Raw genomic sequence first — 21,931 nt, forward strand, 5'->3', positions numbered from 1 at the left:
CCTACGGAAGTTCATCGCCGTGGGCATCGGGGGAAGTGCAAAGAAGGGGTCCGGCCACCGAAAATCGGTGACCGGACCCCTCTTTTTATTGAAAAGCTTTAAAACAGGCTAGTTATGTCCCAGCCCCATTTTTGTTGACAACGGACGTGATCCCGTTCATTATCTAAAAAGTAATGATTACGATTTAAAGGTGGTATACATCATGAAACGAATTCCGATCACAGTCTTGTCCGGATATTTGGGAAGTGGCAAGACGACGTTGCTCAATCATATGTTGAACAATCGGGACGGTAAAAAATATGCCGTCATCGTGAACGATATGAGTGAACTGAACATCGATGAGCGATTGATTGAAGGGGCGGGCTTTTCGCGGACGGACGAGAAGTTGGTGGAGCTGTCTAACGGTTGCATCTGCTGCACGTTGCGAGAAGATTTACTCGAGGCGGTCAGCGAGATCGCGACTGACCGACAGCTCGACGGCATCATCATCGAGTCGTCAGGCATCTCAGAACCGATCCCGGTCGCGCAGACGTTTACATATGCGGATGAAGCCTTGGGTATCGACTTGACGAGCCGGGTGTATGTTGACGCGATGGTGACGGTCGTCGACGCATATCGATTTTTAAAAGATTTCAATTCGGGCGAATCGCTGCATGAACGTAAACAGGCGGTCGGCACGGATGACGTCCGGGAAGTCGTCGATCTACTCGTCGACCAAGTCGAATTTGCGGACATCATCGTCCTCAACAAGGCGGACCGGGTCACGGAAGCCGAACTGAATGAGATTGCGGGTCTGCTTCGTGCGCTAAACCCAGCAGCGAGGTTACTGACAAGCACATACGGCAACGTGAGTTTGTCTGACATTTTAAACGTGAACCTGTTCGACTTTGACCAGGCGATGCACGCCGCCGGATGGATCCAAGAGCTCGAGACAGACGACCATACCCCTGAAACCGAAGAATACGGCATCAGTTCATTCGTCTATCGCCGCCGCCGTCCGTTCCATCCCGAGCGGTTGCTCGCGTGGATCGAACAGTTCCCGGAAGAAATCGTCCGGGCCAAAGGGTTTTTATGGATCGCTTCTCGGAGCGACATCGCCTGCTTGTTCTCACAAGCGGGGTACGCGTCGACGCTCGAACACGCCGGCCGCTGGTTGGCGACACTCCCGGAAGTAGAGCGACAGCAGATGTTTGCCGCCGAACCAGAGCTCGAGACGGATTACATCGAGCCGTATGGGGATCGACAGACCGAGCTCGTGTTAATCGGTCAGCGGATGGACCGTGAGCCTGTCGAGCGTGAACTCGACCGTTGTCTGCTGTCGGATGAGGAGATGGCGTCAGATTGGTCGACGCTCTCGGACAACTTGCCGGGATATGACGCGGTACGGACATACGAATAAGAGACAAAACAGGACGACTCATTTCGAGTCGTCCTGTTTTGTCTCTTTCAAGATCTTAAATTTCGGTTTGATCGATTCGTTATTGAACGCTTCGAGTATCGTATTTTCGTTGGCCATGCGAATTTGTTGCGGTTCGCCTTTTGACGTCGTACCGATACAATACATGCTCGCCTCATGCTCGGCGAATAACGTCTTGTACAGTGTGGAATGGTGCATGAGGCGTCCGGGTGAGCCCCAACCGACGATGATCATGCCGCCGCTCGTCTCGACCTCGTCGAGCGTCTCTTCCACGTAATGAAAATTCACTTCGTCGAGTTGGGACTCGACGTAGGGTAGGTTGTCATTGATGGCGAGCGTCGGGACGAGACTGATGACGCGCATCTCGCGGATCGGTTTGTCCAAATGGTTCCGCATGAGCATGTAGGCACGTTGAGATGTCGTACCTGATAAGAACGCATCGCTCATCCGTGGAGAATAGATGATGACGGCACAAATTACCCCATCGACGACATCGGTGAATTCATACGTTCGCATGTAACGCTTTGTCTTGTCTTCGTTAAATATCGATTTGACTCGAATCGTCACTTCCTCGATATGCGTGTTCATGTTGTTTCCTCACTTTAACCAAATAGTGCCGGGTCATGCCCAGCCTGCGAACCAATCGAGATACCGGATCGTATACCGGGCGACCTGCTGCGTTGTCGTCGTCGCGTCACCAGGCAGTAACGACAGCTCGTCCTGGTACTGCTCATAAAAGGACATGACGTCTGACACGTACTGGTCACTCCGGTTGTATTCAAAGATGGCGTTTTGAATCGAGTCGACCGAATCAGTCGTCTGCCCGCCGTGCTCGCTCAAATAGTAAGCGGCGGCATGGGCCGAGTCGACCAAACTATGAGGGTCGGCCTTGCCGTCATCATCCCCGTCTCGGCCTAAGCCGCCGTACTGCTCAATCAGCGTCAAGTCGGTCAAATCGACTTCGTCTTCCGGGACATCACCTTTTTGGTCATCCGTATCGTACTGCCAACCGAGCCACGTCCGCGGCATAAATTGGAACGGTCCGATCGCGCCGACCGAAGAGCGCATCGATGAACTGTGCGAGAAGATCGTCTCGACACGGTGGACGGCGGCGAGTAGCCGCCAATCGACGTCATAGGTGGCCGCGGCTTCCTTGTAGACGTCTTGGTGGACCGCCGGGATACCGTGGTCACCGTAATAGGCCCGGTAGAGGGCGTTGTTCACTTTATCATGTTGACCAAACCAGCCGATTGCGCCGAGGCACAGCACGATCACAAGCATTACGCCGGTCAGTCGCAGCATCATTCGTTTCAAGATTCCGCCTCCTAGCTTTCTAGACAATACCCGAATAGTGTAGCATATAGCTAACAGGAAGGACAGGAGAGGATATAGATGCTTGAACAGGTCGTCTTTACGATTATTCTTGCGTATTTATTGATCGTACAACTATTCAACGCCCGGCTCGTGAAGCCGATGATCGAGGCGCTCGGGAGAACCCGTGTCTATGAAGAGACGATCAAGTCGGCATGGGGGCTGAGCCTGCTCTTACTAGCGCTCGTCTTCTTGTTCCAAGTCCCGCCGGAAGCGGTCGGTCTCGGGTTCGCGCCGCCGGATGGGGACGGGCGCGCCTGGCAGTATTTCTTCTTTTCGACCATAGTCATCTCAGGTCTCATCGCGTTCTATTTGCTCGTCAAGACGTCGGCCGCGTTACGGACAAAGCTTCGGCCGTTTTACGGGCTTGAGATTGAACGGTTGCTCCTTCCGCGCACGACCGACGAAGCGAGGGCGTGGGGCGCAGTATCGTTCACGGCCGGGGCGACCGAAGAGTTCATATTCCGCGGCGTCCTCTTGTATACGATTTCTTTATACACGGACGTCCCGGATGCGACGCTCGCCATCATCGGGGGCGGGCTGTTCGGTCTGGCCCATGCGTACCAGGGTCCGAAAGGGGTTGTCACGACGGGCCTTGTCGGTTTCCTGTTCGGCTATTTATATTTGGCGATGGGAATGTTGTGGCCGCTGATCCTCATCCATACGTTGCTCGACTTGATCGCCGGGCCGATTCACGTCACCGACGCAAAAACTGACTGACAGCGTTCTCGTAGGCAGGTTGGTCTTTTAAGATGCAATTCGTATGCTCGGCACCGTGAATGAGTGCGAGCGCGTTCTGACGGTTGAGTGCGTTCATCTCGACGGACATCCAGGTCGGGACAAAGTCGTCTTTCGTGCCATGGATGAACAGCACCGGTGCAGTGATTGATGCGAGCGCTGCTTTTGGTCGGACTTGCCGCATCGTGAACCGGGCCCGACTCCACAAGAAGTAATCGATACCGGGCAACAACAAGTCACCCGGTAAGCGATGCAGCACGTTCAATTGGTAGCGCATGAGTTGCCTCATGTCATCGAACGGGCACTCGGCAATCAAAAAATCCACATCAGTGAGCGGGCCGGCCTGAAGAATCGTCGCGGCACCCATCGATACGCCGTGGAGCCCGACTTGATCGACCGTCTCATGGTCACGTAACCACTCGACCCAGTCGACGATGTCATGTTTCTCGTGGTATCCGTACGAGGCGTACACCCCTTCCGACTCTCCGTGTGAGCGCAAGTCGACCGCAAGCAAGTTATAGCCGAGCCGGTGGAACATCGCCAAGTGCGGTGCCATAAAGCTGTGGGAGGCCGTATAACCGTGGACAAAAACAACCCACTTTTTATGATTATTGTTCCGATAGACCCGGCCATACAGACGGTAGCCGTCACGGGAACGGAGGGAGACGTGCTCGAACGGCACGTCGTGATAAAAGGATTGATCTTCTTTCGTATAGGGTGCTAAGAGCATCTCGGGCGTCTTACGTTTTCCGCGAGTCATCCGCTTGAACGCGTAATAACTGACGGCGTAATAGCCTGTGAACAAAGTCGCGAGACCGTACTTCCATTTTTTCTGCATATAAAACCGCTCCCTTCTCCATTATTGTACCCGAAACGAATCGTTTCGTTCACGTTCGAGTTACTAATGTCCGAGCATATGTGACCGAATTGTCTATGGAAGTGTGAACAAGGATATTTGCCCCGTGAGTCGTTTGACATTATGCTGAAACGGCAGAAACGAAGGAGGCGGATGGACGTGACGCGTGAAGCGATGTATCGGATGATTCAAGCTTGTTTAATGGGGCGGACGGATTACGTGACCGAAGAGGGGATCAGCATCTATCACCGGGGGACGCACGAGACCACACATTTGTCGCCTGTGCTCGATGCGTTGATCGAATGTTACTTGACCGGGACAACTCGCAGCATTCATCTGTCGCTACATACGCTCGCGGTAACCGCAGGCGTCAAACCAGATGAGGCGATGCGGGCGCTCCTGGCGTTATCCGACGTCTTCCTCGTCTCACACCATATCGAAGAGAGGCTCCTGAAGATTCAACAGATTGACATCGATGTGATGCGTACGTTATCCGTTCACATCACGTTCAGCGCCTGGTTGTCCTATCATCTCGACCTCATCCGTCATCCGGAAAAGCATCGGGTGGGTTGATGAACACTTCAACACGCGGTCATAGATACTGAAAGAAGAGGAGCGTCATCCCTTCCGGGTCGGCGCTCCTCTTCTCATAATCAGTTAAAGTTTTTCAATCTCCCCGATCAGAAGCGGGGATTCCCCATGCTAGCGCCCCCGATTAAGCCGTTAGTGTGCGAGCATGTTACAGCGTTTCGAGCTGACCGTCTCGTAGACGGAGCACCCGGTCGCACACATCAAGCATGCGCTCATCGTGGGTGATGACGATCACTCGTTTGTTCCGTTCATGCGCCGCTGCGGCGAGACGCTCCATAACGAGGCGGCCGTTCGTATAATCGAGACTTGCTGTCGGTTCATCAGCCAACAGGAGCAACGGGTCATTGATGAGCGCGCGGGCCACAGCGACCCGTTGCCGTTCGCCGCCGGAGAGACGATTCGGCAACTCGTTCAATCGATGGCCGAGTCCGAAATCTGTCAACAGCTGTTTCGCGTCGCCGTCTGTGTCACTTTCCGCCTGAATGAGTGCAAGTTGTTCAATGACCGTCAAATACGGGACGAGGTGGGCGTCTTGAAAGACGAACCCGATCTCATTGAGGCGTAACTTCCGTCTCGCTTCTTCGTCGAGTGTAAATACATCGACCGTATCGAGATAGAGTGCCCCGGCATCCGGCTGTTTCAATAACCCGAGAATTTGCAGGAGCGTACTCTTCCCGCTACCGCTCGGTCCGACGATCCCGATGCACTCACCAGGAGAGACGGTCAAGTCGATCCCAGACAAAATCGGTTGTTCATATGCGTGATGAATGCCAATCAGTTTCATGTCATTCGACCTCCTAAGGCGTCAGCTGCGTCGAGCCGGCGTAGTGTTTGTAGTGGCAAGATCGTCCCAAGGAGCGAGATGAGGACGAAGAGTGCGCTAAAGAGCATCACGTTCGCAAGCTCAAATTGAAATGGAATCGCTTCTGGGACGATACGTGTCGACAGCCATGTGATCAATGACGCGACGCCGCTCGCGAAGACGACGGTGACGAACACTTGGCTGACGAGCGCTGTGCCGATCGAACGTGTCCGAATGCCGATTGCTTTTAAAATCCCGAGCTCTGGCAACTTTTGTAGCGTCACCATATAGAAGAATGCTGTCAAGATGAATGCGCCGATTACTAATAGAAAACCGCGCATCATATCGAACGTGCCTTGTTCGGCCGAATAGCCAGGAACGGACTCGATGATTTCTTGTTTCGTGTACGCGGAGAGGGACGTGTCGCCTTCTCCAAGTAAAGCAGACACGTAAGTCGGACCACCGGCCGCCTGTTGATAGGCGGCCCATGTCTCCATCGTCGTCCAGACGACCGGGGCGTGGCTGAACCGTCCATCCGTCACGCCGGCGATGGTGAAGCGATACCCACTCGTGAAATCTTCGACCGTATCTCCAACGACAAATGTCTCAAGAAAACTCGGGTCGACGAGCACTTCCCCGACGGCGAGGTCGAGTGACGGTCCAACCGACGAATCGGCCGGCAAGGCGAAAACGGTCGCATCGACTTTCGTCTCGTTCACGAACGTGAGCGGTTTGACGGCAAGGGGTGTCAAACCGTCCGTTGGCGCTTGTTCGATGAACGATCGCGTCAATTGACCTTCCGCGTCAGCGGACAAGTGAAACGTGTCTGTATCAAGTTCACGTACGGTCGCACCGTTATCGTAAGCGAGCCCATCGGCGAGTCCGGTGATCAGCGTCGTCAACAAGACGATGAGCAGCGTGATCACAAAAATGAGCGAGAACCTCCGTTTTTGACGCCACATTTCTTTCAGTCCTAACTCCATAAAAAAACCTCCTTCATGTCGATGAAGGAAGCATAGCTGACGAACATGAACGGAATATGAACAAACCTACAAGCGAACGATAAAGACGCTGCCACGCCCGAGCTCTGAAGTGACGAGGAGCTCCCCGCCGTGCAAGCGGACGATGTCATTCGCGATCGCGAGCCCGAGTCCGGTGCCGCGACTCGTCCGGGACAGATCGGCTTTATAGAAGCGTTCGAACAAGCGAGCCTTTGTCGCATCGTCCATGCCGACACCTTCGTCTTGGATCGAGACGGTCGGACGTGTCTCCTCGTAGGCCCGGATCGTGATCATCCCGCCCTCATGTGAGGCATGAATCGCATTGGACAACAAGTTGGACCAAACTTGCGACAACAAGACGGGGTCGCCCGTGACGACGAGCGACGCATCGAGATCCGTCGTGACGGCGACTCCTTTTTGATCGAGTTCGAACGCGTGCATGCGAATCACGTCTTCGATGGAGCGGCTAATCGCGACCTCGGTCTGGAGAGACACGTTGGCCTCATCTAGACGGGCGAGCATCAACAGCTGTTTGGTCAACCCTGACAGACGTTCCGTCTCATTCCGGATGATCGTCGCATATTCTTTCGCCTCGCCTGTGGACTGATCGGCCAGAATATTCGCATAGCCTGTGAGTGAAGTGAGCGGTGATTGGAATTCGTGCGATACGTTCGAGACGAATCGTCGACGTTCACCTTCTGACTTTTCGAGTGAATCGACCATGTGGGCGAAACGACGTGCGAGCGTACCGATCTCATCATGACGATTGAGCGGGAGCGAGCTCGGGCGCTCTCCGGAGGCGACAGAGCTCGTCGCAGCCGTGAGGATTTTAAGCGGCCGGACGAGCAGCGTGGTCGCCAAGGCGATCAAGATGAAAGCCGAAGCGGTCAGAACGGCGAAAAATAGTCCGACGAACAGATGAAGCTCACGAATTTGGGCACCTAAGTCCGGACGTAGGAAGACGGCATCATCCCCGTCAGCCCCTGCGACGTTGAAGCCGTACGTATTGATGACCTCGTTATCGAACAGACCGAGCAAAAACAAATGGAACGGGTAATCGCGCATCCCTTCATAGGCGATGCCCGAGCGGACCGCATCGATCGTTTCGTCATCGATCGTCTCGTCCCGGAACGTGCCACCGTAACGCATGATGCGATCGTCAGGTTTGACGACGAACAGTTGGTAGCCGCTTTGAGCGAGCAACGAATAAAATGCGGTCTCGTCCTGATCGGTATGATTGTCAAAGTAGCCGCGCGCGGAACTTGCCATCTGTTCAGTCTTCGCGCTATACGATGGCTGCCACCATGTGTAATAGGCGACGTTACTGACGAGCAGGGCGATGGCACCCGACAAGAGTAAAATCATGAACACGGTCACGACGATTCGCGAATAGAGCGATCTCATGGCTTCACCTCGAGCGTGTAGCCGATGCCCCGGACGGTTCGGATCATGACCGTCTCATCAGGTAGGCGGCTACGGAGCCGTTTGATGTGGACGTCGATCGTCCGGTCGTCACCGTCAAACTCTAACCCCCACACGTTCTCGATCAGCTCGTCGCGACTGAACACGCGTCCCGGAAAGGCCGCGAGCTGATACAACAGCTCAAATTCGCGTTTTGGCAGGTGAATCGTCTCTTGATTAAAGGTGAGGCGATGTTCCCGGAGATTTAACGTGAGCGGCCCGGCCTTGATCAATGAGGCGGCGACTTTTTCATACCGTTTCGCCACGGCTTGAAGCCGGAATAATAGTTCTTCCGGAATGAACGGTTTTGTCATGTAGTCATCGGCGCCATGCTCGAACCCGCTCCGTTTGTCTTCCCATTCCCCGAGCGCCGTCAGCAAAATGACGGGGATGTCCACGAGCTCCTTCAAGCGATGACACAACTGTCGCCCGTCCATCCCGGGCAACATGATGTCGATGACGGCGGCGTCGGCCGGGTTCGATAAAAACAATTGCTCAGCCGCGTGTCCGTCCATGGCGACCGACACGTGATGTCCGGCCTGCCGCAGCGTCCCTTCAATGAGGCGCAAGATGGCCGGGTCGTCTTCTACGATCAATACGTGCATATCCCTCTTCCTTTCCATATGGCGACCACGGTGAAAACAGGTGGCTTCGGATTACCCGAGGCCACCTGTCAAGACACGGTCACGTCGCTTTCGTCAATTCGGTGTGAAGTGATCGCAGCGCCCGTAAAAAGGCGTCTTTAAAGTATTTGTCTTCTTTCACTTCGAGTGTCTCGACGGCGGCCGCGTCACCGGCGCTTGCTTTGACGAGCAGGTTGACGACCGTATTCCAGCGTTTCACATGTTCAGGTCTAGGATGGTTCAATGCTTGGGTCAGTGTGAACCAATACGGCTGGTCGCGTCGTTGTAGCGTGGCGATCATTTGTTTGGCCGTCTTCGCTTCGTCTTCGGTCGGCAGGGTGGCCGTATCGAACCAGCCGAGCAGTCCCGCGCTCATCGCCTCGAACTGGACCAACATGTCGGCGTCAATCGGTTCGCGCCCGAACTCGGAAATATTGACGAAAACGAGCCGGTCTTTGCGGTCGAGATGGGTGATCCAGCCTTTGACGGATTTAAGCTTGTCTTTTTCTTTCGACTGGGCTTTGATCGTGTACCCGTTCAATTTCCCGATATAGATGCGGAATTGCCCGCGATCGAGTTGTTTGTCGACTTTGAATTCGACATCTTGTCCGATCGTGAACGGTGAGTTTTGCTTGTTTAACGTCTCACCTTTCTTCAATTCCGGACGTCTGACGATGTAACGGAGCGCTTCCTGCTCGGTCCGGTCGTCGAGCGTCCATAAGTTATGAGGGGTAACATTTTTAAAGCGATGGCGGCGTACGAAAATGTACTGGTCGAGCGCCTCGACGGCGTCCGCGGCAGGACGTTTTCCGGACAAGTAGTCGTCTGCGATGTCGCGAAGTGTCAGCGATTCGAGCCGGTCGATATGTCCGGCGTAAGGGACGCTCCCGACGACAAACAGGGCGGTCGCGATCAATTCGCTTTCACGAGGGGTCAAAGGGCGTTTGGCCATAGTGCACTTCCTCTCTTGATTCATATCTTTAGTATAACAAAAACAGATTTCATCATGTTGTGCGAATCGAGCCGTTGGAAAATTTGTACAGGTATACAGGATTTCGGCATTTTATTCCGAATAGTTGTTAACATAGACGGATCAGTGGAGATTGAGATGAGGTGAAGAGATGAAGCTGTCGATTGAGTCTGGGGATTATGTCGTATTGATCGAAATCAATAAAGAAGTGTTGAAATGTACGTCGCTTGAACAAGCCGATTATGTGGACCGGGATCGCTATGAATTGGTCGGACGGATGAGTGAACGGCTCCCGGCTGAAGTGATCGTCCCTTCGATCATCGACTATATCCGCTTTGGAAGTGGCTATATCGGTGACAATATCGTCTGGAATAAAGAGACGGAGTCATTCTTCTGTCAACAGTTTGAAACGATTGACGGTTCGCCGCTCGGTGAAGATTTAGATGGTTTTACACCGGACCCTTACCGGACGGAGTTGGCCCGGTATTATACGTACTTGACGATCGGTAAAATTATCGATTTTGAGATGGAACATCCTGATGAGCCGGACTACTGGTAAACCGTCAGAAAAATGTCACAACCTTTTTTTAAGAAAAAAGGGAAATCCGTCGTAAAATTTGAGATAATGGGTAAATCTTAGGAAGTTTGGAATGGAGCGTAAGGCGATGAAAAAAATTCTTCTACTGACGGCTTTGACGTTACTCGTGCCTTCGACTGCCGGTGCGTCTAAGCCGGTGTTGTTAGAGAAGCATGGGTACGTTGTGACAGAGCCGCGGGTCGGGAACCAATATTACATCAAGCAGACCGGTACCGATTTAGCGTGGAACACGACCCGTGGGGCGTCAGACATTGTCGTCGCCTTGATCGATTCATCTGCAGACCGGAGCCATAAAGAGCTCTATAACGTACCACGAGTCGTCAATTCGATTAAAGGGCCATACAGTGTCGACTATCACGGCACGCACACGGCCGGAATCATGTCGGGACTGCACAATAAATTTGGGATGGCCGGTCTCGCACCGAACGTCCGCTATCATTTCTATAACGTCTTCTACGGGAAGAACTCAGAGTTCACGGATTCGTGGACGGTCGCCAAAGCCGTCGACACGGCCGTTGCCAAAGGTGCGAACATCATCAATTTGTCACTCGGGGGACAGGATTACGATAAAGTGCTCGCCGACTCGATCCGCCGGGCCCGGGCGAAAGGTGTCGTCATCGTCGCCTCGTCTGGAAATGACGGCGCGAAGACTTCTTTCCCCGCCAATATGAAAGAAGTCATCGCCGTCGGAGCGGTCGATGCGAATCGCCGTGTCGCCTCGTTCAGCAACATGGATAGCCAAGTGAAAATCGTCGCACCGGGCGTGAACATTTTATCGCTCGGCGTCAAGAACAGTTTTATCTACATGGATGGGACATCGATGGCGGCGCCGATGGTCTCGTCTGGGCTTGCGCTCGTCAAGTCGGTCAATCCGTATTTGACACCGGCTGAGATCGAGGGACTGCTTCAAAAAATGCCTCGCGTCAGCGGGAAGACGTACACCGAACTGAACACGAAGCGGTTGCTTGACGCGACGCCGCGTCCGGTCACGATCACGTCACCAGCGACGCTACGGAACCGTTATGTGACGGAGGCGAAGCTGGCTCTTTCGAACAAACCGAACTTGAAGACGTCTTATTACCTCTATCAGGGAACGCGCAAAGTGAAGACGTTGACCGCAAACAATCCGGCTTTTACCATGTTCGCCGGTGGGGACTGGCTCCCGAGCGGGCAGTACCGTCTAGCCGCGGTCGTGACGGACGGGAAATTTAAACGTTCAGCCAGTCGTTCGTTCACGTACGTGAACCCGGTCAAACCGTCCGTGGCGATCAAAGTGGCCGATGCGCAGACGTTCGAACTGACGACGACGCGCAAAGGGACCGTCACCGTGCTCGATAAAGACAATCAAGTCGTCTATGAGGCACTGCATATACCGGGAACGTTTCCGGTTCGTAAAAGTACCGCCGAAGGCCTTACCGTCCTCTTGAAACCGACCGACATCTCCGAAAAAGTCGTCTCGACGAAGTATGCCCCGGCATTACCTGTCGTCGAAGAAACGACGGACACGACTGAAGAGATATAAAAAAATGCCCGCATCTCCGACAGACGAGTCGAAAGATGCGGGCGTTTTTCATTCAATCCATTATTGGTCGATCGTGATGGCTTCACCGCTCCAGCGGATATTCGCTTCTAAGACGTTGCCGTTGTCGTCGATGTGTTCAAAACTTAGCTTCCCGTCGATGATGATTTCACATAGACCGACGCGAACGGCGTCGCTCCAAACGCGTCGCGTCTGTTTCGACGCGTCGAATAAAGGAATCGATTCAGGAAAACGTTCCTGTAAATGGGCCAAGTTATGGTGATCGAAGTGATAAGCGCGTTTAGACAATTCATTCGGTCCTTTAATGTCAAACGGCTCAAATCCTCGGACGAGTCGATTTTTACGGTAGAAGGCGAATACGCCGTTGTTCGGGTGGAGCGCTTTAATGTCATCGATCTCGATCACATAGGTCAGTCGTTGGATCCAACCTTTCTTTGCATCTTGACGCATCAAAATCCCTCCTTGTTCAATGGAACACGCCTTATTTTAGCGCTGACGCCAATGAAAATCAAGTTCGGCTTCTTAGTTGTCATATTTGGCAATATCCGCTACAATGATTAAGTGACTATGAAGTCTGGACAATCGCGGGACGCAAGTCTTGAGGAAAGTCCATGCTCGCACAGCCTGTGATGGCTGTAGTGATCGTGCTACACGAAAAGATAAGTGTAGGCAACGCAAGTTGACGGCAGAAGAAGCACCTAAGTCCTCGGATACGGTGCAAGCTTCTTGAAAGTGCCACAGTGACGGAGTCTGTTCGGAAACGTTCAGAGTGGAACGAGGTAAACCCCACGAGCGAGAAACCCAAACTATGGTAGGGGAACTTCCTGACTGGAATCGAACGGGACGGAAGGCGCCAAGCGGCGCAGATAGATGATTGTCACTCCATCGTGCCAGGGAAACCGCTACGAGCACCGGAGTACAGAACATGGCTTACAGGGCAGCATAGTCTCAACTTACATTGACAAGGAGTTCAAGCAATCTTACTTGAGCTCCTTTTTACTTGACCATTTTACGCTTAACAATTACGAATTAGGAAAGTAGGGATCATATGGCAAAACGAAAACTGATCGCAACTGCAGCGATGGGCATCGAGGCGCTCGTCGCTAAAGAAGTACGTGACCTCGGTTACACGTGTGAAATCGAGAATGGACGCGTCTACATCGACGCCGAGATGGAGGATATTCCCCGTTTGAACATTTGGCTCAGAACGGCCGACCGCGTCAAACTCGTCGTCGCCGAGTTCAAGGCGACGACGTTCACGGAACTATTCGACGGTGTCGTCGACTTGCCTTGGACAGAGCTGATGCCGTGGGACGCCCGTTTCACCGTCGACGGCCGCTCGGTCAAGTCGCAGCTGTTCTCAATCCGCGACTGCCAAAAGATCACCGAGAAAGCGATCGTCGATGCGATGCAACGCGGCTACAACAAACCGGATGAATGGCTTCCGAAGACGGGCGCGTTCTATCCGATCGAAGTCGCGCTCTTGAAAGATGTGGCGACGATCACGATCGACACGTCGGGTGACGCGCTCCACCGTCGCGGCTACCGCGAGTTGCATTCGCAGGCACCGCTCAAAGAGACGATGGCCGCAGCGATGATCAAACTGACGAACTGGAAGCCGGACATGCCGTTCTATGACGTGTTCACAGGCTCTGGGACGCTCGCGATCGAGGCCGCGCTCATCGGTCGCAATATCGCACCGGGGTTAAACCGTGAATTTTGTTCGCAAGATTGGCCATGTGTACCGAAGAAAGCTTGGTACGAGGCAATCAATGAAGCGAACGAAAAAGCCGAGTGGGACAAGCCGCTCAAGATTTACGGCATCGACCTCGACCCGCGCATGGTCAAACTCGCCAAAGACAACGCCGACCTCGCCGACGTCCGTGACGCGATCACGTTCGTCCACACCGATGCGGCGGCGCTCAAGCCGACCGAGGATTACGGGATCATCATCGGCAACCCGCCTTACGGTGAGCGGTTGCAGACGGAAGACGAAATCATCGAACTGTATGAGCGGATCGGGCAGCAATATGCCAAGTATCCGGGTTATAGCGTCTATATGTTGACGAGTTACGAAGACTTCGAGAAAGCCTACGGCCGCCCGGCGACAAAACGCCGCAAGCTGTATAACGGCAACATCGAGACGCAGTACTACCAGTATTATGGTTTACGTCCGAAAAGGCGCTCAACAGAGCCGTTTTTAGAGGGTAAGTAAGTCGTCATTGCACACTAATTGCACACTAATTATTTTTTTCTGCCGCAGACACACGAAAACCGCTCCCTAGAGCGGTTTTTTTACGTCCTCGATCATGGTGGAGAACAGCTCGGCCGTGTCTCCCTGAGTAGTGTGCAATACGTGAGCGTAGATATCCATCGTCGTCTTGGCGTCGGCATGGCCCAATCGCTCCTGGATGACCTTCGCATGGACCCCGGCCTTGATGAGCAGCGTCGCATGGGTATGTCGCAACTCCCGCATCGTGATCTCGGGCACCTCGGCCGCCTTGACGGTCAGGTTATGGCGCCGCCGCAACCCGGAATACCAGACATAGGCGCCCTTGACGCCGAGGCAGACGAGGTCGTCCTCGTTGCGCCATCCGAACTTGACCATGTCATACTTCTGGCGGAGCCGGGACTTCTCGAGGAACCGGACCAACTGGTCGGGGATGGTGACGACCCGGACCTTTTTCCCCTTGGTCTGCTCGAACGAATAGCCGCCCTTCGTCTCGATGGCGGTACGGGCGATCGTGAGCTGTTTGCGCTCGAGGTCGATGTCGGACCAACGGAGGGCCGTCGCCTCCCGGGCGCGCATGCCGGTAAAGGCGATCAGGTGGACCGCTGTACGATAACCGTTCGCCATCGTCTCGTCTGCCGTCTCGAGGTAACGTCTCAGCTCGTCCGGCGTGAGGGTCTTATACTCCTTCAAGCCCTCCGACAGCTTCTCGACGGCGGCCATCGGGTTGTCACCCTTGTAATAGTCCAGACGGCGCGCCCAGGAGAAGAAGCCGATATAGACGCTCCGACGGATGTTGACGGTGTTCGGCTGCAGGCCGGCATCGAGGTATTCACGGAGCAGGCGCAGGCAGTGCTGCGGTTTCACGTTGTCCATGTTCAGTCGCTTGAACCAGCCCGGCACGTTCTCGACGAAGCTCGTGTACGAGTGGTACGTCGTCTTGGCCATCGTCGTCTTGATGTAATACTCGAGCCAGTCATCGAGCACCTCGCCGACCCGTCCTTTCGGACGGACCTTGACGAACTCGCCCTCCTTCTGTGCCCGGATCTGGTCGGCGACCCAATACTCGACGGTCTTCTTCCGCTCGTCGGAGAAGTAGCGCTGCACACGTTTCCCTTCCTCGTTGAACCCGAGGGAGAGCCGCACCTCCCATTTGCCGGTCCTCTCGTTCTTCTTGATGTTTGCCATGATGTTCACTCCTAACTGCATGAAAAAGGCCCACGAAGGGCCGGTTAACCTGATTGCTTATGTCAATACGAAAGTCAAAACCGCGATCGCGACGGTCACCAATACACCCAGTGCCGCGAAGCCGACACCCATGATGGCGACGAGCGTGTTAAAGATATACTTATGATCCTCTTTCCGCTCAGACCGGACCGTATCAAGGATCTCGGTCTTCTGTTCGTTCATCTTAAGCAAGATTTTGCTCTCGAATGAATCGAACTTGCTGGCCACCTCTTTCTCGGAGGCGGCGATTTTGTCCGCGAGTGACCCGATGTGGCCTCCCATCATCTCGAATCCGTGATTCATGTCCTTTTGAATGCTCTCAAACTGCATCGTATTAACCTTTTCCAGGTGATCGAAACGCTGGTCTGTCATCTTCTTATGAGCCTCGAGTTCATCAGACCATGGGCGCGAGGCATTATCTTTCGGTGTCTCCGACATGGGAATCCCTCCTCTTACTAACTCGGCATAGTTTGCCGTTCCCTTTGTCACCTTAATAGTAACCCCTGTACCGCCTGCTTGTACAGGGTGGGCGCGTTCAGTTTGGATGAGATTCGGTCTTTCAGCTTTTCCCACCCTTGCCTTTATGTTGCTTTGTTGCTGTTCCTTCTGTTCGACAAAATCGTCGAGATAGACCATCTCACCCATCGCTCTGACCTCCCTGTTCGACGAGTAGAGTAGGGATGGCACAAATCGTGTTGACGAGAGGGAACTCCTCCTCCCAAACTTCAGGGTCATCGATGAAGAAAATCAGGTTGAACGTCAAAAGTCCCTCGCCTGGTACGAGCAATTCATTGATACTGCCAGCCAAATCGACACCCGCATCGTCTCCTGAATAGTCAAAATCGTCTTTCGTTGTGATGGTCGAGTCATCGATGATCGGATATTCGTTCGTTTCGCCCTTCCCTTTGAATCGGATGCTCATCATGATTTTCGAAGTTGAGGGCAACAAATTCGTGATGAATCGCCCGGAAATCTTGAATGATGTGGGTTCTTTGAAGTTCTTGAAAATGAGCGCTTCTGAGGGGAAAACGGGTACGGCATCTTTTGGAAAATCTTCATCATCGGTTTCGAATTCTATTTCAAATTGCGAAATCGTGATGTGTGTAGGGACGAGCCTTGGTCTTCCGTACTTTTTATATAAGCCATCTAAATGAGACATGGATGCACCAGCCTTCCTTGTGATTTCTATGAAAAAGACGCCCATAGGCGCCTTGATCGCTTATTCAGCAACGCCAGTCTGCGTCTTCGTCGACATCGCGCCGTTCTCGAACGTGACGAGGATGTTCGCACCGAGATCGCCGCGTGCGTCATACGACACCATCTCCATCTTGAACCCGTCCGATTCCGATACCGTGTTGTCCGTCGGCTCGCCAAGGATCGCGTTGACCTCCTCGATCGTCATGCCCGTCTGGACCTTCTCGTACTCCGCGAGGCCAGGTTTCGATGTGTCCGTCTTCGCCTCTTCAGTCGTCTTCGTGAGTTCTTTGTCCACCTCGTTGACGAACGCGCCCGTGCAGGCCACGGCGCCGACGCCGAGCAGGGTGACCGCGATCAAGATCCCGACCACGATTTTAAAGATAGTCTTCATGTTGGTAAAACCTCCTATAAAGTATGTAGTTCGATACGATTATACCAATAAGGAACCTGATTATCCTTTTATAGGAATAATTTCTAATTGAGAATCGTTCGACAGGGATTTTCCATTTGTCGAACGCCTTCGATTGTTTCGAACCGGAAAATAGTTGAAAATAATTTCTGTTCGGGTCATACTGAATACATAAATAAGAACGTGCGTTCGTAAATGGAGGGGTTTCTTTTGGCTGAGGTCGCGACGAGACAGATGATTTATATTAAAGATGGAAAATCCGAGAAGGCTACCGCTGTATGGGTAGAAGAGATTCAAACGTATGTGGCGTTTCCTAGTAAAGAAGCAACTAGAATGATCCAAGAATATAAACCAAAAACTCCACACTCTCTTAAATGAGGATGTGGAGTTTATTTTTTGTCATCATTGGTTTGATCCAGCTGGGCCATGATCGCCTGCTCTTTGATGTAGTTCACGATCTTTTCTAACCGTTCCTGCGATAAAGATTGGAGGAGCTCTTCAGTGAAGACGTCGCCGATGAACTTGTACTTCTCTTGAGCGACCTTGATGTACTCTTCGTGCGTCATGGTTGGATCGTCTACTAACCCAATCAGATAATCGGATGTAATTCCTAACGCTCTGCAAATTTCTATTTGTTGAGGAATTGTGATTCCCTGTTTATTTCTTTCCATACGAGATAAAGCGCCTTTATCAATATTAACTATTTCAGAAAGAGCCGCTAGAGATAAATCCTTCGCTAACCGAGCTGTTTTCAATCTTTCTCCAATATCAACATACTCTTGCAAATTAATCACCATTTCCATATAGATTGTCTCCTTCATTTTCTCATATTCCTCAACAAAAATAACTAAAGTTGAATAAAATGCAAAAAAGTAGTTGATTTTGAAGAATCCTCAATATATACTTTGGGTAAGGGTTGAACATTCCTCAACGAAAGAGGTGAATAAGTTGCAAGAATCATGCAAATGGAAATTCGATTTGAGTAAATTACGCTTAGCGAGAACTCAAAAAGGGTTATCACAAGGCGTAGTCGAGGATGCGCTTGATAAAACAAAAGGCTGGTTATCACGTAAAGAAAATGGTCTATCTCCTATTACTATTGACGAGATTGAACGTCTTTCAAACATTTACGGGATTGACGTAGCGTATTTTTTTTCGTCAAGTGTTGAAGATTCCTCAAAATCGACAAATTATGTAGTGATTAATGAGGAAGAGTTTAAGTCTCTCATTAAAGAAGTGGCGTGCAAATAAACCAGACAGGAGGTAGCGGAGTGAATCAACTTACGAAAACTTTTGAAGGGCAAAATATTCGCGTCGTGGGCGAAGGAGAAAAAATCCTATTTGTTGCAAGTGACGTAGCGAAAGCTCTTGGTTACAAACGACCGAACGATGCGATCAACCAACACTGTAAGGGTGCTACGGTGAAACGCAGTATCATCGATTCCTTAAACCGGACACAAGAAATGCGAGTAATTCGTGAGTCAGACGTATACCGACTCGTCACTAATTCTCAACTTCCCGCAGCGGAAGAATTTGAGATGTGGGTCATGGAAGAAGTGCTTCCTTCAATCAGGAAAGACGGAGCGTACGTGGCAGCACAACCGGATGAGACACCGGAAGAGATTATGGCAAAAGGATTGCTTGCCGCTCAGACCACCATCGAGAGATTGCAACGGGAGCGGGAAGTCGCGGCGACCAAACTCGAAGAGCAAAAGCCGAAAGTGTTATTCGCGGACGCAGTGTCGACCAGCCAAACAAGCATCCTCATTGGTCAACTCGCAAAACTCATCACTCAAAATGGTCATTCAATTGGGCAAAACAGATTGTTCGAATGGTTACGCCAAAACAACTATCTCGGGAAGGGCGGGCAACACCGGAATGAACCGACTCAATATTCGATGGAACGCGGGTGGTTCGAAGTCTTGGAAAGAACCAATCACAATCCGGATGGAAGCGTACGCATTACTCGTACGACGAAAGTGACCGGCAAAGGCCAGATTTACTTTATCAACAAATTTCTCGGTAACTGATGCTGTGGTTTGAAACCACATCATCTGAAGGAGGTGATGAATGTGAAAAATATGAACTTTAATCCGGAAACGGCACTACACGACTTCGAGGACTGGCTCATCGACACGAAACTCCGTGAAGGGATTCGCGGCGTCGACTTTCTCGCTACGATGATCGTCCCGAGGACCGAGAGGCATGAAGACCACTATCGGTTCATGGGACGGAAATTCAAAGTGGTTCATCCACACGAAAGAATCGAGTCGATGTTATACGCTTCGTTGAATCATCGATACGACCATGACTCATTCCATAGGAAGTGGGGTTTCAATCTAGGGATTATTCAAGAACATGCGTTGTGGTCACTTCAGGAAATCAAAACGAGCGATTTAGATCGATACATCGACGCTTTGGAGATTGTCGACTCAATCATCAAACAAACCATTTCAGAGGATGAATGGCCATGAACTGAAAGGAGGATCATCATGCAACCGCCACAAATACAGGTCGTCACGCTGACGACGGACCAGCTCGAACGGCTGCTTCAGCGTTCCGCGCAGATCGCCGTCGACAAGGTCTACTCCCATGAAAAAAAGTACCTCAACCGGAGAGAGGCCGCCGCTTATCTGAGTATCAGCCCGGCGTCGCTCGACCGGATGGCCATCAAGGACGGCATCCCGTACATCCAGCCGGAGCTGTCGACCATCAAGCTGTATCACGTCAAGGACCTCGACGAGTGGGCGTTCGCCAACCGTCACTGATCATCGCAAGACGCAAAAAAAGCCGCGTCACCCAAAAAGGCAACACAGCTACACATAAACCTGAACAGTTTCAGTGTAGCACGGGTGGCGCGAGTTGAAAAGGAGAGGACAACATGCATCTACAACAGAAACTGGACCACATCCGCTACGGGCTCCTGCTGACGGCGCTCGGGTCGGGCCTTTGGCTCATGGCCACGATGAACGCACGCTTCGAGTACTGGGTCATCCCGGCCGTCGCATTCGTCATGAGCGCCGTGTTCTACGGGGCGTTACATCTTATCGATGAAGATATCGAGGAAGGGGCGAGCGAGTAATGTCGAACCAATCACCGGCCATCGAGATTTCAAGTAAGACGACCAAAATCAACTTCCACACCGGAAGCGAGTTCTTCGGGGTTGTGCCATACAAAGGGGTCGTCGTGACCATCGACGATGAAAAGTACGGTGTCGTTCCGATGATCCATTCCATATCCATCGTAGACCCTGATACGGGCGTCCGATTGTTTCAAACAAAGATGCCAGAATGGTTCACGTTCGGCAATGAAGGCGACGACGTACACGACATGGAACGCGATTACCTCATGTCGACGGTGGTAGGAAAGATTATTGATTATGCCAAGAAGGCGCGTCCTCAATTCGACGTCCGGAAAGAGATGCTGGAGCATCCGGACGAGCCGGTCGCCAAGATCTATATGGCCGATACAAATCCTTACATCGAAACAGGTTGGTACAAGGTGAAGTTTGATTCTGAGCGACAGAGTGCTGTGCTCATCGCCAATCTACCGCTGTCACTGACGGAAGAGGCCACCGACCAGTGCGTCCCATTGGATGCATCAGAGGAGGTGAACGCTGAATGAACACGCAGACCGACGCTGTCACGCTCACCATGCTCGAACAGACCGTCATCGAGCGGTTGAACAAGGAAGCCGCCAAGGAGCTCATTGACATCGAAATCATCGAGTCATTGACGAAGACGCTCGACATCGTGTCTCACCACCTGAATCGACGGGACGACATCTTGTTCCGGGCATCGGAGATGTGAAAGAAATCATTAGAGAGGAGAACCGACATGCAGACACACGAACCTGAACAACTCGAACGGCTCTATGCCGACGTCAACCGGCTTGTCGAACTTGCGGCCGACCTTGATGACATCCAACAAGAATTGAAAGAGATCGCGCTCGAGGGCGGCAAGCGGCGAGGCTTCCATTCGCTCACCTTCGCCCAGAATCAGGTCGACGGGATGGTCAACGCCATCCAGCGCCAAATCAATCAATTGGAGGGCGGGGCCGATGAGATCTCACAACCTGCGACGTAAGCACCAGGACATGCTGCGGATGAGCCGACATCGTCTCCGCATCCACAACGACCGACTCAAGAGTCACCTGTACAAATCGGGCATGAAGGGGACGCACTCGGTCCGCCGAGATGACGGCACCCTCTGGTTGTACCTCGACCGTACGAACGGCAACTATCAGCTCGTCAAGGACCACATCCGTGAGTACGAGCTCGAGAACGGCGTCGGGTACGAGCTCCTGCTCAATCCGAAAGGATTCAACCCGAAGTATGACTGGGTCTGGATCGTGCCGAAGCATGAGACCTTCTACCGCGAAGGTGACGAACAATACGAGGCAGACATGCCCTCAAAGAAAGTAGGGACCAAATGATCAACCGAGTCGTTTTAGTTGGAAGACTTACACGAGACCCTGAAATGCGATACACGCAGTCAGGCATCGCCGTGACGCGCTTCACGCTCGCCTGTGACCGTCCGTTCAGCGGACAGGACGGGAAGCGAGAGGCGGACTTCATCGATTGCGTCGTGTGGCGCAAACAGGCGGAGAACGTATCGAAGTATCTATCAAAGGGGAGCATGGCCGGCGTCGACGGCCGTCTCCAAATCAGCAGCTACGAGGGACAGGACGGTCAGAAACGTTACCGTGCCGAGGTCGTAGCCGACAGCGTGCGCTTCCTGAGCTCGAAAGGGGACGGGGGACGCGACGGTTCGCCACCACCGAAGGATGACGACGCCCCGCCGGCGAGAAATGGGTTTGACCAGGACCCGTTCAGCGGCAGCGGAAAAATCGACCTGTCGGATGACGATCTACCTTTCTAACGACCAAATCGCCTTAAAAA

Annotated in this window: 30 protein-coding genes and 1 other RNA gene; 17 read left to right on the forward strand and 14 right to left on the reverse strand. The window is 52.6% G+C overall.

What is annotated here, in order from left to right:
* The first annotated feature begins 202 nt into the window (after positions 1-202).
* Entirely contained in the window at positions 203-1,399 is a 1,197-nt protein-coding gene (locus EVJ32_RS09330; protein WP_131458003.1) for a GTP-binding protein, read from the forward strand.
* Between the two features lie 18 nt (positions 1,400-1,417).
* On the opposite strand, the gene EVJ32_RS09335 is transcribed toward EVJ32_RS09330, so the two are convergent.
* On the reverse strand, positions 1,418-2,005 hold the full coding sequence (locus tag EVJ32_RS09335; protein ID WP_131458004.1) for a DUF1643 domain-containing protein: 588 nt from the start codon (positions 2,003-2,005) through the stop codon (positions 1,418-1,420).
* A gap of 33 nt (positions 2,006-2,038) precedes the next feature.
* A complete protein-coding gene (locus EVJ32_RS09340) occupies positions 2,039-2,722 on the reverse strand; it encodes a lysozyme family protein (protein ID WP_236633385.1) in 684 nt (227 codons plus the stop codon).
* Between the two features lie 87 nt (positions 2,723-2,809).
* Here EVJ32_RS09340 and EVJ32_RS09345 point away from each other — a divergent pair, with 87 nt between their 5' ends.
* Positions 2,810-3,508, forward strand: coding sequence for a CPBP family intramembrane glutamic endopeptidase (locus EVJ32_RS09345; RefSeq protein WP_131458005.1), 699 nt, complete (start codon positions 2,810-2,812; stop codon positions 3,506-3,508).
* Here the strand turns inward: EVJ32_RS09345 and EVJ32_RS09350 are convergent.
* Positions 3,486-4,364 carry an alpha/beta hydrolase gene (locus EVJ32_RS09350; RefSeq protein WP_131458006.1) on the reverse strand — a complete coding sequence of 293 codons (879 nt, stop codon included), beginning with the start codon at positions 4,362-4,364 and terminating at the stop codon, positions 3,486-3,488. The genes EVJ32_RS09345 and EVJ32_RS09350 overlap by 23 nt on opposite strands.
* Before the next feature lie 177 nt (positions 4,365-4,541).
* On the opposite strand from EVJ32_RS09350, the gene EVJ32_RS09355 reads away from it, so the two are divergent.
* The gene (locus EVJ32_RS09355; RefSeq protein WP_131469442.1) at positions 4,542-4,955 is read left to right on the forward strand and encodes a hypothetical protein; all 414 of its coding nucleotides are present in this window, start codon (positions 4,542-4,544) and stop codon (positions 4,953-4,955) included.
* A gap of 166 nt (positions 4,956-5,121) precedes the next feature.
* Here the strand turns inward: EVJ32_RS09355 and EVJ32_RS09360 are convergent, their stop codons facing one another.
* The 5 genes from EVJ32_RS09360 to EVJ32_RS09380 all read right to left on the reverse strand — a co-directional run bounded on the left by EVJ32_RS09360 (position 5,122) and on the right by EVJ32_RS09380 (position 9,812).
* Complete coding sequence (locus EVJ32_RS09360) at positions 5,122-5,757, reverse strand: ABC transporter ATP-binding protein (RefSeq protein ID WP_131458008.1); 636 nt, start codon at positions 5,755-5,757, stop codon at positions 5,122-5,124.
* Complete coding sequence (locus tag EVJ32_RS09365; RefSeq protein WP_131458009.1) at positions 5,754-6,758, reverse strand: ABC transporter permease; 1,005 nt, start codon at positions 6,756-6,758, stop codon at positions 5,754-5,756. Before EVJ32_RS09365 ends, EVJ32_RS09360 begins: the two co-directional genes overlap by 4 nt.
* Before the next feature lie 66 nt (positions 6,759-6,824).
* The gene (locus EVJ32_RS09370) at positions 6,825-8,180 is read right to left on the reverse strand and encodes a sensor histidine kinase (protein ID WP_131458010.1); all 1,356 of its coding nucleotides are present in this window, start codon (positions 8,178-8,180) and stop codon (positions 6,825-6,827) included.
* Positions 8,177-8,842 (reverse strand): response regulator transcription factor, encoded by a 666-nt coding sequence (locus tag EVJ32_RS09375; protein WP_131458011.1) that lies wholly within the window; start codon positions 8,840-8,842, stop codon positions 8,177-8,179. The genes EVJ32_RS09370 and EVJ32_RS09375 overlap by 4 nt, the downstream gene beginning before the upstream one ends.
* A 79-nt stretch (positions 8,843-8,921) precedes the next feature.
* A complete protein-coding gene (locus EVJ32_RS09380) occupies positions 8,922-9,812 on the reverse strand; it encodes a hypothetical protein (protein WP_131458012.1) in 891 nt (296 codons plus the stop codon).
* A gap of 169 nt (positions 9,813-9,981) precedes the next feature.
* Between EVJ32_RS09380 and EVJ32_RS09385 the strand changes: the two genes are divergently transcribed.
* Both EVJ32_RS09385 and EVJ32_RS09390 read left to right on the forward strand, forming a co-directional pair.
* Positions 9,982-10,389 carry a hypothetical protein gene (locus EVJ32_RS09385; protein ID WP_070327208.1) on the forward strand — a complete coding sequence of 136 codons (408 nt, stop codon included), beginning with the start codon at positions 9,982-9,984 and terminating at the stop codon, positions 10,387-10,389.
* A 106-nt stretch (positions 10,390-10,495) separates the two neighbouring features.
* Positions 10,496-11,950: a S8 family peptidase gene (locus EVJ32_RS09390; RefSeq protein WP_236635524.1), complete on the forward strand. Its 1,455-nt coding sequence runs from the start codon at positions 10,496-10,498 to the stop codon at positions 11,948-11,950.
* Between the two features lie 60 nt (positions 11,951-12,010).
* On the opposite strand, the gene EVJ32_RS09395 is transcribed toward EVJ32_RS09390, so the two are convergent.
* Positions 12,011-12,418 (reverse strand): hypothetical protein, encoded by a 408-nt coding sequence (locus tag EVJ32_RS09395; protein WP_131440798.1) that lies wholly within the window; start codon positions 12,416-12,418, stop codon positions 12,011-12,013.
* A gap of 120 nt (positions 12,419-12,538) precedes the next feature.
* Here EVJ32_RS09395 and rnpB point away from each other — a divergent pair.
* An RNA gene (rnpB, locus tag EVJ32_RS09400) (RNase P RNA component class B) lies at positions 12,539-12,906 on the forward strand.
* 110 nt (positions 12,907-13,016) lie between these two features.
* Positions 13,017-14,183 (forward strand): THUMP domain-containing class I SAM-dependent RNA methyltransferase, encoded by a 1,167-nt coding sequence (locus EVJ32_RS09405; RefSeq protein ID WP_131458014.1) that lies wholly within the window; start codon positions 13,017-13,019, stop codon positions 14,181-14,183.
* A 66-nt stretch (positions 14,184-14,249) separates the two neighbouring features.
* On the opposite strand, the gene EVJ32_RS09410 is transcribed toward EVJ32_RS09405, so the two are convergent.
* The 5 genes from EVJ32_RS09410 to EVJ32_RS09430 form a co-directional block, all read right to left on the reverse strand.
* Complete coding sequence (locus tag EVJ32_RS09410; protein ID WP_161568792.1) at positions 14,250-15,386, reverse strand: tyrosine-type recombinase/integrase; 1,137 nt, start codon at positions 15,384-15,386, stop codon at positions 14,250-14,252.
* 57 nt (positions 15,387-15,443) lie between these two features.
* Positions 15,444-15,863: a hypothetical protein gene (locus EVJ32_RS09415; RefSeq protein WP_131458016.1), complete on the reverse strand. Its 420-nt coding sequence runs from the start codon at positions 15,861-15,863 to the stop codon at positions 15,444-15,446.
* A 199-nt stretch (positions 15,864-16,062) separates the two neighbouring features.
* Positions 16,063-16,629, reverse strand: coding sequence for a hypothetical protein (locus EVJ32_RS09420; protein WP_131458017.1), 567 nt, complete (start codon positions 16,627-16,629; stop codon positions 16,063-16,065).
* A 15-nt stretch (positions 16,630-16,644) separates the two neighbouring features.
* Entirely contained in the window at positions 16,645-17,013 is a 369-nt protein-coding gene (locus tag EVJ32_RS09425) for a DUF3862 domain-containing protein (protein ID WP_131458018.1), read from the reverse strand.
* Between the two features lie 407 nt (positions 17,014-17,420).
* A complete protein-coding gene (locus EVJ32_RS09430) occupies positions 17,421-17,834 on the reverse strand; it encodes a helix-turn-helix domain-containing protein (RefSeq protein ID WP_161568793.1) in 414 nt (137 codons plus the stop codon).
* 145 nt (positions 17,835-17,979) lie between these two features.
* Between EVJ32_RS09430 and EVJ32_RS09435 the strand changes: the two genes are divergently transcribed.
* From EVJ32_RS09435 to ssb, 10 genes are all read left to right on the forward strand, one after another.
* A complete protein-coding gene (locus EVJ32_RS09435) occupies positions 17,980-18,282 on the forward strand; it encodes a helix-turn-helix domain-containing protein (RefSeq protein ID WP_161568794.1) in 303 nt (100 codons plus the stop codon).
* A 20-nt stretch (positions 18,283-18,302) separates the two neighbouring features.
* Positions 18,303-19,061, forward strand: coding sequence for a phage antirepressor (locus EVJ32_RS09440; RefSeq protein ID WP_131458021.1), 759 nt, complete (start codon positions 18,303-18,305; stop codon positions 19,059-19,061).
* 42 nt (positions 19,062-19,103) lie between these two features.
* Positions 19,104-19,505 (forward strand): hypothetical protein, encoded by a 402-nt coding sequence (locus EVJ32_RS09445; RefSeq protein ID WP_131458022.1) that lies wholly within the window; start codon positions 19,104-19,106, stop codon positions 19,503-19,505.
* 18 nt (positions 19,506-19,523) lie between these two features.
* Positions 19,524-19,799: a hypothetical protein gene (locus tag EVJ32_RS09450; RefSeq protein WP_131458023.1), complete on the forward strand. Its 276-nt coding sequence runs from the start codon at positions 19,524-19,526 to the stop codon at positions 19,797-19,799.
* 113 nt (positions 19,800-19,912) lie between these two features.
* Positions 19,913-20,113, forward strand: a complete 201-nt coding sequence (locus tag EVJ32_RS09455) for a hypothetical protein (protein ID WP_131458024.1) — start codon at positions 19,913-19,915, stop codon at positions 20,111-20,113.
* A complete protein-coding gene (locus EVJ32_RS09460; RefSeq protein ID WP_131458025.1) occupies positions 20,113-20,655 on the forward strand; it encodes a hypothetical protein in 543 nt (180 codons plus the stop codon). Before EVJ32_RS09455 ends, EVJ32_RS09460 begins: the two co-directional genes overlap by 1 nt.
* The gene (locus EVJ32_RS09465; RefSeq protein WP_131458026.1) at positions 20,652-20,840 is read left to right on the forward strand and encodes a hypothetical protein; all 189 of its coding nucleotides are present in this window, start codon (positions 20,652-20,654) and stop codon (positions 20,838-20,840) included. The genes EVJ32_RS09460 and EVJ32_RS09465 overlap by 4 nt, the downstream gene beginning before the upstream one ends.
* A 27-nt stretch (positions 20,841-20,867) precedes the next feature.
* Entirely contained in the window at positions 20,868-21,116 is a 249-nt protein-coding gene (locus EVJ32_RS09470; RefSeq protein ID WP_131458027.1) for a hypothetical protein, read from the forward strand.
* Positions 21,091-21,465 (forward strand): hypothetical protein, encoded by a 375-nt coding sequence (locus EVJ32_RS09475; protein WP_131458028.1) that lies wholly within the window; start codon positions 21,091-21,093, stop codon positions 21,463-21,465. Before EVJ32_RS09470 ends, EVJ32_RS09475 begins: the two co-directional genes overlap by 26 nt.
* The gene (ssb, locus tag EVJ32_RS09480) at positions 21,462-21,911 is read left to right on the forward strand and encodes a single-stranded DNA-binding protein (RefSeq protein WP_131458029.1); all 450 of its coding nucleotides are present in this window, start codon (positions 21,462-21,464) and stop codon (positions 21,909-21,911) included. Before EVJ32_RS09475 ends, ssb begins: the two co-directional genes overlap by 4 nt.
* Positions 21,912-21,931 lie beyond the last annotated feature (20 nt).

It is taken from the genome of Exiguobacterium sp. SH5S4 (assembly GCF_004337045.1).
GTDB lineage: Bacteria > Bacillota > Bacilli > Exiguobacteriales > Exiguobacteriaceae > Exiguobacterium > Exiguobacterium aurantiacum_A.